The organism is Salinivibrio sp. VGrn1, assembly GCF_009377995.1.
In the GTDB taxonomy this organism is placed as follows: domain Bacteria; phylum Pseudomonadota; class Gammaproteobacteria; order Enterobacterales; family Vibrionaceae; genus Salinivibrio; species Salinivibrio siamensis.
Map to the genome: position 1 here is coordinate 197,528 of NZ_SATA01000001.1, position 15,520 is coordinate 213,047.

The following is a 15,520-nucleotide window of genomic DNA, read 5'->3' on the forward strand; positions in this document are numbered from 1 at the left end:
CGTTAGGTGAGCGGTCGATAATGTCATACAACAAGGAGCTTATGTGTCACAAGAGGCAGAGTTAAATTGGCGCCAGCGCGAAATATTAGCGCAATTAGCAAAAACAGAGCACTTAGAAACGGATGATTTGGCCACACAGTTTTCGGTCACGACGCAGACTATTCGTCGTGATATTAATCAGCTCTGTGCGCTTGGCTTAGCTCGGCGTCACCATGGCGGCATTAATATGCCCTCTGCGCATGTCAATAGCGATTACCAACGTCGTTTGCAAAGGCACAGTGGCGTTAAAACGGCGATTGCACGCGCGGTGGCCGAGCACATTCCTGAGGGGGCGACCGTGATGCTCGGGATAGGGACCACGGTTTCTGCGATTGCTGAGCAGCTATTAACAAGACGCGACCTTCGCGTAATCACCAATAACGTTCAGATCGCGCATATTCTGGGGGCTAATCCCGACCTCGATATTTGGCTGGCAGGGGGGAAGCTGCGCGCCAATGACCAAGATATGGTTGGACACTCGGTGCTTCAGTTCCTGTCGCGTTTCCAACCGGATATCGCCATTATCGGCTGTGCGGCGGTCAATGAAGAGGGATGGGTGTGTGAGTTTTCCCCCGATGAAGCGGATATCAGTGACACCATGCTTAGTGCAGCGAGTGCACGGTGGTTGGTGGCAGATGGGTCAAAGTGGCAGCGCAGTGCGCCGGTGAAAGTGACAACGTTAAGTCAGTTTGATTATGTGTTCACCAACGATGTATTGAGCAACTACTCGACGCTGCCGGCAGATATTGCTTTTGTTCCTTGTGACTCGCGCGATCTCGGCCCCACGCAAGCGCCAACTGCCAACTGAGAAGGGTTGGCTAAGTTTGTGTGATGAAAAAGCCTGCATGACGACCGTCAAGCTTGCGCGGATAATATAGCGCGATACAGTGCCTCGGTGGCTTCACGCGGCGTTTGCTCAGGGTTGTAGAAGAACTCATTAATCACGTCGAACACCGCGCTTTGTACATAACGTGTGGTGGAAAGGCCGTGTGACATGCTGGGGCTTAAGGTGCCATTCTCTTGCGCGTAAGTAAACGCATCACGTGATTGTTGTGCGCACCGGTCTCCCTTGGGAAGGGGCACATCAAATCGGATAGGTAACGAGCCTTTGTAACGGTTAAAGTCACGCTGGAACTGTGGTGTGAGGAGGTAAGAGGCCATGTCTGTTTGGCTTTGTCGCTCACTTTGGCTATTGGGCTTGAAAAATACAAAGCTGTCGACATTGTAACTAAAGGCTTTTTTCGTCCCAGGGAAGGCGACACAGGTAAAGGCTTTGCCTTCTTGCTGGTTGGCGGCAAAAAACTCCCCTTTGGCCCAATCACCCATCACTTGCATCCCCGCCTGGTTATCAATGAGTAGACGAGTGGTATCGCTCCAGTTGCGTCCTTGACCCGAGTCATCCACATATTGGCGCATCTTCGCCAGCAGGGTAAAGGCTTTGACCACATCGTCACTAAGGAGTGCTTGGCGATCAAAGTCTAAAAAGGCACGTTGGTAATCTTGTGGCCCCAGTACTGATAGCGCCAGGCTGTCGAAAAGCGTCGCGACTTGCCATGGCTCTCCTCCCAACGCGAGTGGGATATAGCCTGCTTGCTGCAGTTTATCGGCGGCAGCAAAAAAGCTATCAAAGTCGGTAGGGATGTCGGCATTGACTGCTTTAAAGGCGCGTAAGTTGACCCACAGCCAATTTACGCGGTGAATATTGATGGGCGCTGCCACATAGTTACCTTGGTACTGCATGACATCACGTAGTGGGGCAGGGATTTTATCTTCCCAGTTTTCCGCTTCAGCAATCTCATTGAGGTTGCGTAAAAAGCCTAAACGGGCCCATTCGGTGATCTCCGGCCCTTTGATTTGTGCCGCAAGGGGCGGGTTACCACTGATGGCACGGATCCTCAAAGTGTTCATCGCGCTTATCCCTGCGCGGCCACCGACCGCGAAGTCTTGCCATTGATGGCCTTGTTGCTCAATGCCTTCTCGTAAGACAGAGGCGGCTTTGGCTTCACCTGCCGATGTCCACCAGTGTAAAACTTCAACATCACTCGCGGACACTGCAAGACTATAGGTGGCAAGCATGCCACCGATGATACATTGAGAGAGGTATCTATTTAAGCGTGTTAAACGTGCCATTACTCTTCTACCCGAGGAAAACTGATATCAACTTGTAGGCCGCCTTCACTGCGGTTACTGAGCACCATATCCCCGCCATGTGCGTGGATGATATCGCGCGCAATCCCTAAACCGAGCCCCGAACCATCGTTATCATCATGTAAGCGTACATAAGGGTCAAACACCGAGTCGAGCTCTTGCTCAGGAATACCTGGCCCCTCGTCAATCAGGGTAATATCTAACGTGTGTTTTGCGTCCATTACATAAATCGTCACTTTATCGCCGTATTTCACACCATTATCAATTAAATTGGATAAGCAGCGTTTGAAGGCGAGTGGCTTACACGTAAACGGAGGTACTGCGTCGCTTTCAATACTGACTCGAATACGGTTTTGGTTGTGTGGTTCGACAATCATCGCCAAGAAATCAATGACATCAATAGCCGCCATGTTCTCATGAATATCGGTGTCTCTGACCGTTTGTACGGCACCTTTAACCATGATTTCAAGATCATCTAAATCTTTATTGAGCTTCGCGGCTTGCAGGTCGTCATCAATTAATTCGGCTCGTAAACGTAAGCGGGTGATAGGCGTTTTTAAATCATGCGACATGGAGCGGAATAAGGTTTCGCGCTCACGTAGGTGACGTTGTAGGCGACGCTGCATACGGTTAAACGCCCTTGTCACAATGGCGATTTCTGCCGCGCCTTCCTCCTTCAGGGGAGGTTGCTCAATGTCGGTGCTAAACAAGTTCGCTGCTTTGGCCAGACGTTTTAAGGGGCGTGCTTGCTGGCGAATCAAGGTGTAAGTAAAGAACAGTAATAGCGCAGTGATCACCACGATAAAGACCACTTGATCGGCGGTAATCAAGGTATCATCGAGCGTGACATAGGGCGCGGGTAACAATGCAGCGATATAGATCCACTCATCTTTTTTCAGCTCCATTTGTACCACCAAAATGGGGGGATTTAATGGCTCTAAACTTAACGTGTGATGTGCCCAAGATTTGGGCAAGTCTTGCAATAAAATGTCGTTGTTGAGCACGCGTAAGGTTTCAGGGCGCGAAAAGTCAACATCAATGGTATTCAATGACGGGAGCTGCTCGTGGAGAATGCCCGATACGGTAAGGGTCGCGACCTTTTTCGCCTGTGTCTCTTCAATAGGCGTGATTTGGATTTTTTCTTTGTTAAAGGAGACAAAAAACCGTGTCCCGCCCATGTTACGTAATTGATTAAGCGCCACATGCCGATAAGCAACGGGCAACGATTGAAAGAAGGTGGTGGTTGAGGCAAACATGTTAGCTAAACTCGCCGACGCCGCCTCTAGCCCCGCAAGCTGGGTACGTTTTGATTGGGTATACCAAATTGAGGTGGCAATGCCCTGCGCCAATACCACGGATAACAAGGTCAGCAGCAAGGTGCGTGATAGCAAAGAGCGAGGGATCAGCTTTTCTAGCCATTCATGATTCATATTGGATCTCAGCGACAAACATATAACCCGCACCACGCACAGTTTTAATCAAGTTCGCTTTGCCTGTGTCACGTAAGCGCTGGCGTAAGCGGCTGACTTGTACATCGATGCCACGTTCTTGTGCCTGTGCATCGCGGCCGCGCGTCGCTTGGCTAATCGCATTACGATCGAGCAACTGGTGTGGGTGATCGATAAACAGCATCAGCAGGGCATAATCAGACGCCGACAACTCTATCTCCATGCCAGTAACAACCTGGTGCAATTGCTGGGTGGCAGGCTCTAGACGCCACTGGCCAAACCGAATCGCTTTAGGTCGGGACAGCGTGGTCTCCTGCAATTGCTGGGTGCGACGTAATAATGCACGAATACGGGCGATCAATTGGCGTGGACTAAAGGGCTTGGCGATATAATCATCGGCGCCTAGCTCTAGCCCAACAATTTGATCCGTTTCGTCTGATACAGCGGTGAGCATGATGATAGGCACACTCGAATCTTTACGAATGCTTTTGCATAGCGTAAAGCCATCATCCCCTGGGAGCATCACGTCGAGTAAAATTAAATCCGGGTATTGGACAGCCAGCTTAGTTTGCATCTCATGACCGTTTTGCGCGGTCATCACTTCGTAACCGGCTTTGGTGAGATAAGCTTGGAGAAGCTCACGGATTTCGACATCGTCGTCGACCACTAAGATGCGTTTGGCTGAAGCCATATCGCCATTGTCCTCGTTGCTAAAGTCAGTTCCTCCATTATCGGTGCTTTATCGTTGAGATGCTACAAACAAAGCCGCACTTTGTGTAATTAATCAGCGACTTGTTGATAACCGTTTTGGTGATGATGTCAGAGCAGACAGCCAGGAGGGGAAAAGGTATAAAAAGGCAGATAGTTCATTGCTTGACGACGCGAGATCGTGAAAAAGACAAAGCCCTCCATATAAGAGGGCTTTGGTTGACATCACAGTGTTATGAACCGTGACGAGCTATTCGCTATTGCTGTGCATCGCTTTGCGAATACACAAGGCCGCGCCACCCCAAGTGACGGCAAAGCCGATAAGCATCATGATGATTGCGCCTGTTGTCATGCATCTGTCTCCATATCGCGAGCAGGGGTCGTGGTGCTATTAACGATAATACCAACCACCAGCATGGCAGCGACCAAGCCCCAACCCAGGGTCAGTAATTCGAATTGTGCGTAACCGCCGTAGCCTTCGTTGAAGGTGTCAATCAGGTTTTTCACCAAGATAACCGCCAGCATAATGGGGCTGATAAAGCGGATACAAATTTCCATCCACTGACCCACGCTGAATTCAGAGACACGGTTAACATACTGACGGATGTCTGACAGTTTAACTAGCCAGCCGACCAGCAACAGCTCAAGCAAACAGCTTGTGAGCAGTGCAACGTTGTTAACAAAGTAATCAACCAAGTCAAGCAGCAATAGACCGCCGTTGGTAGCGAACGCCATTGATACGACAAAGCCCACACCACATACGGCTGTCGCCGCTTTTTGGCGAGTCACATTGAGCTTATCCATAATTGACGACGTCACGGCTTCAATGATGGAAATGTGCGAACTCAAGCCAGCAACAACCAATGCAAGGAAGAACAATGGACCAAGAATATAAGGGATAGGGAGCAAATTAATTGCGGCAGGTAGCGTGACGAACGCTAGGCCAACGCCCCCGCTGACGACATCGGTGATCCCTTTGCTTTGTTCCGCCGCCATATAGCCAAGAATCGAGAAGATCAGCACGCCGGCAACAATTGAGAAGCCACAGTTGATCAATACCGTCATCAAAGCATTGTTGTTGACGTCGGACTTTTCTGGCAAGTAGCTAGAATAAGCAAGCATGATGGCGAAGCCCACCGACAGCGTGAAGAAGATCTGCCCATAAGCGGCGGACCACACACTGGCATCGGCCAATTTGCTAAAGTCAGGCGAGAACAGATAGTTCAAACCATCCAGTGCCCCTGGCAACATCACCACACGGCCAATGAGTAACAACACCATGATAAACAGCAAAGGCATCATGATTTTGCTGGCTTTTTCGATGCCGCCTTTCACGCCACGGAAAACCGCTGCATAGGTGATAGCCCAAGCAATGATCATTGGAATCGCGATGTGCCACTGCCAATCACCCAAGCTGGTGGGAGAGTTTTCCCCCAATTTTAGGTAATCGGAGAAGAAGAAGGCGTTGGTGTCTGTGCCCCAATCTTGGCCAAACGAAAAGCCAAAGTATGAAATGGCCCAGCCAATAACGGCGACGTAATAAATCCCGATGGTTGCCGCGATTAAAACTTGAAACCATCCCAGCCATTCAAATTTGGTATTGAGTTTAGAAAACACCACGGGCGATGAGCCGCGCAGTTTTTTCCCTAGCCCAAATTCCATAATCATAAATGGAATACCCGCGGTGAGCATGGCGAAAAGGTATGGAATAAAAAAGGCACCGCCACCGTTCTCATAGGCCATATAAGGGAAGCGCCAAATATTCCCTAGGCCGACTGCTGACCCCACGGCAGCCAGGATAAACCCAGCGCGTGAGCCCCATTGTTCTCTTTTCATATCTACTTACTCCTTTGCGAATCGCCTTTCTTTACGCCCATCCAAATATGCAGTGTTGTGAGGCTGCGTTTTTTGGCCGATATGAAAGAAATAGCACATTCCCGCAATATTGATTTTTAACTTCCTGTTGCCCGAATGTTGAATTTTTTATCTAAAGCGGGCAGTCATTGCACATTAAGCACAGCGTGAGGCTAAATCAATAGCCATAAAACCAACAAGTTAGCAAAAAAATGGGGGTTAACCTGCTATTGGTAGAGTGAGGTAGATATAAATCATGTTTTGTTAACTCTTTGTAGTGATAAAAACTATCATAATTATCAATAAGTGGTGATTAATGGTTATTTTTGTTCGCTCGTCAATTGATGAAAAAAACAACGCCAAGATGTGTTGAGCGCGTGCCACAGCGCCAGAAAACATGATCTCATTAGCAGAATTTTAGACAACAAAGACGCACACTAAATGTGGTTTATACTTGTTATAGCAGCGTTATCACCTAGGAGGACATCATGAATACGACACTCACTTATGCACTGGTCACGACAGCCTGCGCACTCGGCCTTATTTTTACGTTTGCCGTCGTGGCGGTAATGGCATAGACAACACTTGGTTCGGTGGCTTCCGGTTTGATGACGATGCCACGGCACGGTAGCGCTAGCACAGTGTCACACGACGCGTTAAACTGTGAGACTTAGCTAATTAAAAATAGTCAATAAAACATAAGCATAACGATAAATGTGATGGTAAGGGGCGAACGTGGTAGAAACCAATCAAGCCGTGCAGCCCACGGTGTTGACCGACAACGCGCTGACCGCTGGCGCACAGAGCGGGACTCACGCGCGGCCGCAGCGCATAGCCCTTGTGCTTCAAGGGGGCGGACAACGAGGTATTTTTACAGCAGGTGTGCTGGATGCGTTTTTAACCCACCGATTTGACCCCTTTGAGCTTTATTTTGGTACATCGGCGGGGGCGCTCAATATGAGTGCCTATGTCTGCCAACAGTACCAATATGGTTACCGCTTTATTACCCAACTCACCACGCAGGAGCGCTTCTTCCATTTAATGAAGTATGTTCGCCGGCAGCATTACATGGACTTGGATTGGGCGTTAGACACGGCGTTACCCGGTAAAGAAACGGCTCTGGATATGGAAGCGGCGCGGCACCATCTGCAAAACCGTTATGCTTATGCATGCGCGACTGACACAGATACGCTGCAACCAGCCTTCTTCTCACTGACAGAAGACACCTGGCCAGATGCCCTGAAAGCGACCTGTGCGATTCCGCTACTTTATCCGCATCCGGTGAACATCGGTGAGCACCGTTATGTGGACGGTGGGGTAACAGCGGCGATCCCGGCAAAAGAAGCGTTTGCGCGCGGGGCGGATATTATCGTCGTGGTTCGCACTGAGCCAGTGGTTGACCAAGATAAACGTGATGATGAAAACCGGCGCTTTCTTGAAACACTACGCGAACGCTTTGAGGCGAAGAGGCCGCAATTTAAGCTCTCCGACTATCTATCAAACTTTGAGTCCAAATATCGACTCGCGCGCTTTGAAACCTTCCAGAAAGAGCTCAGTAAGCAAATCGGTGAGCTGTCAGATCGCTATAAGTCCAGCCGCGAGCAATTGGTTAATCGTGTGCGCGACAGCATGAAAGAGAAAGCGATGCAAAATGGTGGTCGTTGGCTGTTTGGTGGCGACACGATTTATCGGCTCCAGTCTTTATCCGGCAAGCCGCTAAACACCGAAATGCTCAAGATGCTGACCACGCATTACCAAAGCTACCAAAGTGAACTGCAGTTTTTGGCGTCACCGCCTGCGCGTGCTCAGATAGTGCAAATTGCGCCGAGCGCTCCGTTGCAAAGTAGTGCCTTACTGAGTAAGCCGGCGGCATTAGAAGCCGACTATCAGCTGGGGGCCTCGCTGGGAAACCAATTCTTGCGTGAATACGGTGACTCGCTGGTCTCTTTGTCGACAGTGGATAACCCCGGCTTTGAGTCAACGTCGTTACAAATGCCGCATCAAGGGTAGCGCTGATGACAGAGTTTGAAAAAATGCAACGCGGCCTGCCTTATTGTCCTGCGGATGAAGAGCTGACTTTGTTTCGATATGCCGCGCGCCGACTTTGCCAACAGTTTAACCGGCTCGATCCTGAAGATGCGGCCAGTTTAGCGGTGGTAACCACCAAGCTATTCGCCCGTATTGGCGATAACGTTGAAATCGACGCGCCTTTCTTTTGTCATTATGGGATGAATATTCATCTTGGCAACAATGTTAGCGTCGGTCCAAATTGCACCATTTTAGACGGGGCGCATGTCAGTATTGGCGATAACGTGAGTATTGGCCCCAACGTTGGGATCTATACCACGCGTCATCGCGTATTACCGCTAGACATTGCCCGCGGTGAATGTGAGTCCTCTCAGGATGTCATCATAGGTAATAACGTTATCATCGAGGGAAATACCGTGATAAAAGGAGGCACGGCAATCGGTGAAGGGGTAGTGATTGAAGCCGGATCAGTGGTTGATACGGATATCGAACCTTTTTCTATTGTGGCTGGCAATCCGGCTGCGGTGGTACGGCGTTTGCAGTGATGAGGATAGAGACAAGGTGACAGATACCTCCCAATACGATTTTTTCGCATCCTCCCTATAAATGTTATAATATAACATTTTTGAATTGGCATACTGATGTGGGTGTAGTAATGTTATCGCCCTCAATCGGGTATCAGCAGTAAGAGATAGACGCAGAATGGTTAAAGTTAGGGCCCGAGTGCCGTTGAAAGTCGGGGTGGGAAGCCAGATCCCAGCAGAGATCCTTTCCTTCCATGGTTTAGAATCTGAGCAAGAGCACGTCGCGCTAATTTTCCAACAAGCCGATAAGAAAGCTGATCCGCCTTTAGTTCGTATGCATTCCGAGTGTTTAACCGGTGATGTCTTCCATTCCTCTCGATGCGATTGTGGTGAGCAACTTGAAGAAACCATCCAAAAGATGGGTGAAGATGGCGGTATTATTCTTTATTTGCGCCAAGAAGGGCGCGGGATAGGGCTGTATAACAAGCTGGATGCCTACAAGCTACAAAGCGAAGGGATGACGACGTATGAAGCGAACAACCATTTGGGATTTGCGGATGATTTGCGTGATTTTGCCGAAGCGGCGCAGATGCTAAAAGCGTTAGACGCTCACTGTATTCGCTTGATCACCAATAACCCCAAAAAGATTGAAGAGCTGCAAGCGGCAGGGATTACTCTCAAAGAAGTGATTGGCACCAAAGCCCACCTTAAAGACGGTAATCGTAACTATCTTAAGGCAAAGATTGAGCACGGCAAACATCGTCTCAATATTGAGCAAGATTAAACATTCGTCGATAAAAATGGGCTAAATTGCTCGCAGGGCAGTGACAATCACTGCCCATATTCGCTACATTATTGCCATTATATCAGTCATTGCTCAAGGACGAGTCATGCGTGTGCAAACATGGCATTATCTCTTTCCCCCATTGCCCCCTGTGGCGATGCTCATTGCGGTTGCGATTGGTTTATTACTGAGCCATTTCTTTCCTTTTTCGCTGGTGCTGGGTGCGCCGATTTGGGCTGCCTTGCCTCTGGGGTTAGCTGTGGGGTTATTAGCCGCAGCTAAATGGGCGTTCCATCGCCATCACACCACACTTGATCCGCTGCAAATGCCTTCAGCGTTGGTGACCACTGGGATCTATCGTTATACCCGCAACCCCATGTACCTGGCGTTGGTACTGATCATCGCTGCGGCTGGGCTGTATTTTAATGCGCTATGGTGCTGGGGGATGATTCCCGCTTTTATGGCCTACCTATCCGCCACATTTATTCCTGCTGAAGAAGCCCGTTTATCACGCCAATGGCCTGATGATTTTGACGCTTATGCAGCTCGTGTCCGACGCTGGCTTTAGGATTAGTTAAACTAATCTTTAATATAATAAAGAATCGGGATCGTTATTATCGACTCTGATTGCGACATGCTCTCTTAAAGCCTATCATTCGCCTGTCTATCATTAGGTGGCAGAGTGGGTTAGGCCTTTATCCTTAATCTCGCCACCTATTCCTTACTTATTTTCGCATAATTATTTTTAGGAGTGCTGGTATGTCCTCGGCAATGCCTATGGGCAAGCTATTGCTATTGATCGTTCTATTAGCGGCGGTTGGGCAAATGACCCAAACCATGTATGTACCATCCATCGGTGCAATGGCGGACGACTTCGCCGTATCGCCCGCTTGGTTGCAAGCGGTGATGGCTTGTTATCTTATTCCCTATGGGTTATCGCAGTTTGTTTATGGCCCTGTCTCCGATCGCATCGGCCGCAAGCCGGTTATCTTGTTTGGGTTAGCATTGTTTTTAGTCGGGACGGCTATCACCTTATTGGCGACCTCCTTTGCGATATTTTTACTGGGCAGTATGGTTCAAGGCGCGGGCATTGGCTGCGGCGGCGCCATGGCGCGCACCTTAACCCGAGATTGTTTTTCCGGGGCCAAACTGCACCGCGCCAATAGCCTAGTTAGTATGGGACTGATCTTTTCTCCCTTAGTGGCTCCGCTTCTAGGAGGAGGGTTAACCGAGGCCCTACATTGGCGTGCCAGCTACTTCTTTTTATTGTTACTCGGTGTCTTGGTTTATACAGTCATGGCTTGGCGGTTTAGCGAGACTTTGCCTGCCGATTTACGCCAACCTGGTCATTTTGGTGCGCGCTATCGTCATGTTATGCGATCACATCAATTTAAAGGGTATTTGCTGTGCCTAATTACCGTTTTTTCCGGTGTATCTTTATTCGAGGCGGCGGCAGGTGTGATCATGTCAGATGCGTTAGCGTTGTCTCCGAGTGTGATCAGTTTGCTGTTTGTTGTCCCTCTGCCGGCATACTTAGTCGGGTCAGGGTTGTCGAGCCGGCTTTCCGAAAGTATGGGGTATTATCCCACCCTGACATTGGGCAGTGTCTTAGCGTTGTTGGGGGCAGGCATCATAGGATTACCCGGTATGCTCGGTGATGTTTCACTCTATGCGTTAGTGGGTGGCGGCTGTGTCTATTTTGCTGGTGCAGGTATTCTCTTTCCGGCAGCCAGTACAGGAGCGATTAGTCCTTTTCCTTACCATGCTGGCACGGCGGGGGCAATTCTTGGCGGCGCGCAAAATCTATTGGCAGGGCTGGTAACACTCGTCGCCAGTAGTTTCGGTGTGGCTAGCCAATTATCATTAGGGGTAATCATGCTGACATTGGCGACGCTGGCAAGCTTGGGACTGGTCATCAGTTATCGCGCTCACGCCCATGATGACGCGGACTCAGTGACCGTACTGTAATCATTCAACCGGTATTATCCTATGAAGTCAGCGCCAGTTCGCATCCACAACGGCAGCACCTATCGCTGCCGTTATTCTGTGGGGCAGGGCTAGTGGATCTGTGTTGGGCTGCGCTTCCACAATAAATGACAGAATTTATTATCCGGATCTCGGCTGATGAGCATACGAACAAAGACTTCATCTAGCACCTCAGCGCCAGCTATACCCATTTGCACCTCGGCACACTGAGATAAGTCAACATCCGCTCCCACATGCTCTGGCCAATCATTGTTTACTTCAACCACCACAGCGCCCCCTTCTTCTTCAAAGCGTGACTCATAGAGCATTAAATCGTCGAATTCCAAGTTGTCTGGGGCCGTTTCGGCAAAAATCTCGAACGCGATCTCTAGCACGGTCTCCAAGCTGAGTTGATTCTCTTGCGTCATGGTAAGCTCTCGTTGTCTGTATGTATGCGCATTATACCATGCTGTAAGGGGTATCTCAGCCGCGCCGTATCGGTTGACCTGCACAAAGAGGTATCTAAAGCGTATCCGTGTTTGTCCTCTCAACCGACGGCTCTCATGGTCAAATAGACAACCTCTGGCTAAAATAAAAGCAGACCCACAGTTAGAGCGTTGATTTGTTTATGCAGATGACCAACAATAGCGCGCGTACTCAAACCTGTGTGAAAGTCGTGACTCAGTTGCAATCCAGAAACGCTTATTTACCGGAGCCCGACCGGCGTGCCCCGTTTCAATCTGAATTTATCCCCGTGATGATTAAAGCGGTGAAGCAACTACGTGGCTTGCTCGGCAAGCGGCTTCACAGCGTCTACGTGAGTGGAGATATTGTTTGGCGGCGAGCCGTGGTGAAAGACAGCGTGCTATCGCTGACGGTGGTGTGCCAACACGCCCTGACGCTTGATCAATCGAACGCATTAAACACCTTGCTATGGCGATTAAAAACCAGTCATAGCAAGGTGATCAGTGATTGCCATATCGATATCGTGACCGTGTCACATGTTAGAGATCTCTCACAAGTCTTTCACTGGGGATTCTTTTTTAAACACAGAGCCATTTGCCTCTATGGCCAAGACTTATCGGTCAGTTTTGGTTTGTTTGAAGCCAGCTGGGAAGTGGCGAAAGCGATGAATCCAGATATCTCTGACAAACTCGCGCGTGCCAAACAAAAAATCACCGCCGCCACCACATGGAACACTCAGCTAAATACCGCACAAGCGATTGCAGACACCCTGATACGCGGTGCATTTGGTTTGGTACTTCATAAAGAAGCGCAGTGGAGTGAATCACTCAACGAGTGTGCGGATGCTTTTATTAAACACTACCCGGATAAAAAAATGGCGATTGAGCGGCTTTTTATCCTGCTAGAGCGCAAACCGGTAAAAAAACGTGCTGTCATGACCCTCCTCAATGACTTTGGCGATTGGTTGATCAAAGAATATGCGCGCATTGACTTTAAAATTGGTTAACTAGCGTTTGGCAACGATGCTGGCGTTGGACGCTTGAACATTAAGCGTATTCTGTGAGCTAACCCGCCTCATTCCCTACAAGTGAGTAACAGAATCTGATCTTGGTCAATAAAACGGTGTAACAAACTTTTCACAAAAGATGGTTTGTTGAACTATAAAACCACCAGTAGGCATGTGTAATCTGCTTTTAGGGTGTATTTATTCAGTATTTATGACTAAATAGTTATTTACATCCTGTGTATGATTCGATAATCTGCATGCCAGTTAGTCACAGTGAGTGAATAATTAATCAGCAAAGGCGTTGATGCTCGCGGTGAGATAAATAAAAATTCAGGATTCAGACGTATGCAAAAAACTGACACTCTCTCTACGAAGTCACCTTCGATGAGAAATATTCTGATGTTCGCAATCCCATCATTATTGGGGTTGTTCCTTTTTATGACGCCAGTCAGTTTCGGTGACAGCGTCACCATCCCGATTGCGGTAATGGCGAGCAGTGTCTTGGACTTACTAGGTAACAGTGCAACAGCGGTCGTCACTGCCTTAGTGGTGTTGAGTGCCGTCGTTTCAGTGTTGGTTACGCTGACCAAGCCTGCCGTTATCATGCGAAATGGCTTTCTTAATGGTTTGTTTAATGTCTCTCCGGTGTGGCTTGTCACCCGTGTTTTCGGTGCCGCCTTCATCGTAATGGCGTTTTATGGTTTTGGCTCGCCAGTCATCATGGGTGAAACAACGGGGGCCTTTGTGCTCAATGAGCTATTGCCTACCTTGTTATCCGTGTTTATTTTCGCTGGTCTATTACTGCCGCTACTGACAAGTTTCGGCTTGCTCGAGCTGCTTGGTGCTATTTTCACCAAGGTAATGCGTCCGTTATTCGGTCTGCCGGGGCGCTCTGCGGTCGACTGTGCCGCCTCTTGGTTGGGCGATGGCAGCGTCGGTATCTTGATGACCAGTAAACAATATGAGCAAGGTTTTTATACCCAGCGTGAAGCGGCAGTGGTTGGCACGACGTTCTCTGCGGTTTCAATCAGCTTTAGTTTGGTGGTGATAGCGCAAGTCGACTTGATGCACATGTTTGCTTGGTTCTATCTCACCGTCTGTTTAGCTGGGATTGCGGCGGCGATCATCGTTCCTCGTCTTCCTCCTCTGAGCTGGAAAAAAGATGCGCTTATCGATAACTCTGAGCGTGAAACCAATGATGAAGTCCTACCGGCTGGCCACAATACGCTGAGCTATGGACTGCACTGTGCTCTGACACGTGCCGAGAAAATTCGCTCGGTAAGCAGTGTGCTAAAAGAAGGCGTACAAAACGCCGTCGATATGGTGTTAGGTGTGTTGCCAGTTGTGATGGCAATTGGTACGGCGGCGTTGATGGTCGCTGAGTACACCGATGTGTTTAGCATCCTAGGGGCGCCATTTGTGCCATTGCTTGAACTATTGCATATCCCTGATGCGGTGAAAGCCTCTGAGACCATGGTGATTGGTTTTGCAGACATGTTTATTCCTGCCATTTTAGCCGCAGAAATCGACAGTGAAATGACCCGTTTTGTGATTGCTACGGTATCGGTGACCCAGCTGATTTATATCTCGGAAGTGGGTGCCTTACTACTGGGAAGCAAAATCCCAGTCAAGCTGTGGGAGCTGTTCGTGATCTTTATTTTACGTACGCTAGTCACTCTGCCTGTTATCGCAGGGATTGCTCACCTGATTTTCTAATTAGGCGCTACGCATAAGCCGCTATGCGCGTACTCCTTACATCATCAACGCCTCACTTTTTGTGGGGCGTTTTTTTGTTAACGCGTCCTCGTTGTTGTGATGCAAGCCCTCGGTTGTATCAACCACCTATGGGCAGAAAGGGACATATATTGGTATGCTGAACGCAGCGGCTAATGGGAGGCGGGATGAAAATAGTCACTCTTCATGGGTTATACATGCACGGTGTTTTTTTGATTCCGCTGTGCGAGCGCTTAGAAAAACATGGGCACCAGGTGCTGAATGTTTCGTATAATACGCTCAACCCGGACCTAGAGGGTATCACCGCCAAAATCGATGCGTTTGTTGGCGACCAGCCAGCGATCTTGATTGGCCATTCGATGGGCGGACTCATTATTCGCCGTTACTTGGAACAGAGTACAAAGCGGTGTGATAGACCGCCTCTCGATGTTCGCGCGGTGATCACTTTGGGCACGCCGCATCAAGGCGCTAAGTTGGCACGTATCTTTGGCGATCTGGGGTGGGGCGGCTGGTTGTTTCAACGTAGCGAAGACATGCTTATCCCTGACAAGGTCAAACCCTGGCAAAACCTTCCGCCGTTACATAGCCTTGCCGGCGATTGCCCCTGGGGACCCGCGGCGCTGTTGTTAAAAAACCAAGTCTGCGATGGCACCGTGCTGGTCGAAGAAACCAAAATCGAGGGCATGACCAGTCACGATCTGTACTCTGTGACCCACATTGCATTATTGTTTTCAAGGCGGGTCAGTGAGCGTGTGATTCAGTTAGTCGCTCAGTATACGTCGGCGGCTGTGCCAGCCGCCGAGGGCTAAAGTGATGG

15 protein-coding genes are annotated in these 15,520 nt (G+C 49.3%); 9 read left to right on the forward strand and 6 right to left on the reverse strand.

Going from position 1 to position 15,520, the window contains the following annotated elements:
• The first annotated feature begins 43 nt into the window (after positions 1-43).
• Positions 44-847, forward strand: coding sequence for a DeoR/GlpR family DNA-binding transcription regulator (locus tag EHW56_RS00910; protein ID WP_172969939.1), 804 nt, complete (start codon positions 44-46; stop codon positions 845-847).
• A gap of 47 nt (positions 848-894) precedes the next feature.
• On the opposite strand, the gene EHW56_RS00915 is transcribed toward EHW56_RS00910, so the two are convergent.
• The 5 genes from EHW56_RS00915 to EHW56_RS00935 form a co-directional block, all read right to left on the reverse strand.
• Positions 895-2,169: an ABC transporter substrate-binding protein gene (locus EHW56_RS00915; RefSeq protein WP_227486464.1), complete on the reverse strand. Its 1,275-nt coding sequence runs from the start codon at positions 2,167-2,169 to the stop codon at positions 895-897.
• Complete coding sequence (locus EHW56_RS00920) at positions 2,169-3,617, reverse strand: ATP-binding protein (RefSeq protein WP_152798917.1); 1,449 nt, start codon at positions 3,615-3,617, stop codon at positions 2,169-2,171. The genes EHW56_RS00915 and EHW56_RS00920 overlap by 1 nt, the downstream gene beginning before the upstream one ends.
• Positions 3,607-4,326, reverse strand: a complete 720-nt coding sequence (locus EHW56_RS00925) for a response regulator (protein WP_046073289.1) — start codon at positions 4,324-4,326, stop codon at positions 3,607-3,609. Before EHW56_RS00925 ends, EHW56_RS00920 begins: the two co-directional genes overlap by 11 nt.
• A 267-nt stretch (positions 4,327-4,593) precedes the next feature.
• Positions 4,594-4,695, reverse strand: coding sequence for a MetS family NSS transporter small subunit (locus tag EHW56_RS00930; RefSeq protein WP_100297978.1), 102 nt, complete (start codon positions 4,693-4,695; stop codon positions 4,594-4,596).
• Entirely contained in the window at positions 4,692-6,179 is a 1,488-nt protein-coding gene (locus EHW56_RS00935; protein ID WP_046073288.1) for a sodium-dependent transporter, read from the reverse strand. The genes EHW56_RS00930 and EHW56_RS00935 overlap by 4 nt, the downstream gene beginning before the upstream one ends.
• Before the next feature lie 753 nt (positions 6,180-6,932).
• On the opposite strand from EHW56_RS00935, the gene EHW56_RS00940 reads away from it, so the two are divergent.
• From EHW56_RS00940 to emrD, 5 genes are all read left to right on the forward strand, one after another.
• On the forward strand, positions 6,933-8,207 hold the full coding sequence (locus tag EHW56_RS00940) for a patatin family protein (RefSeq protein WP_370517131.1): 1,275 nt from the start codon (positions 6,933-6,935) through the stop codon (positions 8,205-8,207).
• A gap of 5 nt (positions 8,208-8,212) precedes the next feature.
• Entirely contained in the window at positions 8,213-8,770 is a 558-nt protein-coding gene (locus tag EHW56_RS00945) for a sugar O-acetyltransferase (protein ID WP_152795235.1), read from the forward strand.
• Positions 8,771-8,927: 157 nt separating this feature from the next.
• Positions 8,928-9,533 carry a GTP cyclohydrolase II gene (gene ribA / locus EHW56_RS00950; RefSeq protein WP_152795233.1) on the forward strand — a complete coding sequence of 202 codons (606 nt, stop codon included), beginning with the start codon at positions 8,928-8,930 and terminating at the stop codon, positions 9,531-9,533.
• Positions 9,534-9,639: 106 nt separating this feature from the next.
• Entirely contained in the window at positions 9,640-10,101 is a 462-nt protein-coding gene (locus tag EHW56_RS00955) for an isoprenylcysteine carboxylmethyltransferase family protein (protein ID WP_077522154.1), read from the forward strand.
• A 191-nt stretch (positions 10,102-10,292) separates the two neighbouring features.
• Positions 10,293-11,501: a multidrug efflux MFS transporter EmrD gene (gene emrD, locus EHW56_RS00960; RefSeq protein WP_152795231.1), complete on the forward strand. Its 1,209-nt coding sequence runs from the start codon at positions 10,293-10,295 to the stop codon at positions 11,499-11,501.
• A gap of 89 nt (positions 11,502-11,590) precedes the next feature.
• Here emrD and EHW56_RS00965 read toward each other — a convergent pair whose 3' ends face one another.
• Positions 11,591-11,926, reverse strand: a complete 336-nt coding sequence (locus EHW56_RS00965) for a DUF440 family protein (RefSeq protein ID WP_046073283.1) — start codon at positions 11,924-11,926, stop codon at positions 11,591-11,593.
• Between the two features lie 206 nt (positions 11,927-12,132).
• Here EHW56_RS00965 and EHW56_RS00970 point away from each other — a divergent pair, with 206 nt between their 5' ends.
• The 3 genes from EHW56_RS00970 to EHW56_RS00980 all read left to right on the forward strand — a co-directional run bounded on the left by EHW56_RS00970 (position 12,133) and on the right by EHW56_RS00980 (position 15,512).
• Positions 12,133-12,969 carry a hypothetical protein gene (locus tag EHW56_RS00970; protein ID WP_131825336.1) on the forward strand — a complete coding sequence of 279 codons (837 nt, stop codon included), beginning with the start codon at positions 12,133-12,135 and terminating at the stop codon, positions 12,967-12,969.
• Positions 12,970-13,314: 345 nt separating this feature from the next.
• Complete coding sequence (locus EHW56_RS00975; RefSeq protein ID WP_227486463.1) at positions 13,315-14,685, forward strand: YjiH family protein; 1,371 nt, start codon at positions 13,315-13,317, stop codon at positions 14,683-14,685.
• A gap of 185 nt (positions 14,686-14,870) precedes the next feature.
• Positions 14,871-15,512 carry a triacylglycerol lipase gene (locus EHW56_RS00980; RefSeq protein WP_172969940.1) on the forward strand — a complete coding sequence of 214 codons (642 nt, stop codon included), beginning with the start codon at positions 14,871-14,873 and terminating at the stop codon, positions 15,510-15,512.
• Positions 15,513-15,520 lie beyond the last annotated feature (8 nt).